Below are 424 nucleotides of genomic sequence, written 5' to 3'. Positions count from 1 at the left end.
GGCCTGTTCGCCCGCCGCCGCCCACATGCGCAGCAGGTGCACCCGGCCGGGCATGTCGATGCTCTCCGCGTCGTACAGGCCCCGGACGGACACCCCGCGGGCGAGCAGGTCGAGTTCGGCCTGGTTCGGGTCGAGTTCACTGTTGGCGTGGTACGGCGGTTTGTCGAAGACGCGCAGCTGCTGCTGCGCGCTGCGGATCACTTGGTGGCTTCGCTGCTGCACGGCCTCCGCGCCTGTGATGCGCGCGATGACCTCGGCCGGGTCCCGGTCGGCCGCCGCCCGGCGGAAACGCTCGGTGAACTCGCCGGCCCGGACCCTCGCCTTGTGCAGCTGCTCCTGTCGCCCCAACAGCAGTGCGTCCAGCGCGACTTCGGGGTCGATGGCGGCGTAGGTGGCCGGGTGCCGGTGGTGGGTGCCGGTGGTG

At 72.2% G+C, this 424-nt stretch carries 1 protein-coding gene; it reads right to left on the bottom strand.

Features of this window, described 5'->3' with window-relative positions; genetic code table 11:
• A partial coding sequence (locus AC1DYK_RS35925; protein WP_478170608.1) for a hypothetical protein occupies positions 1-424 on the bottom strand: 424 nt, incomplete at both ends.

The sequence above is a fragment of the Variovorax sp. P2_H12 genome, from assembly GCF_056403395.1.
This window is presented reverse-complemented; position numbering and strand designations above follow the sequence as displayed.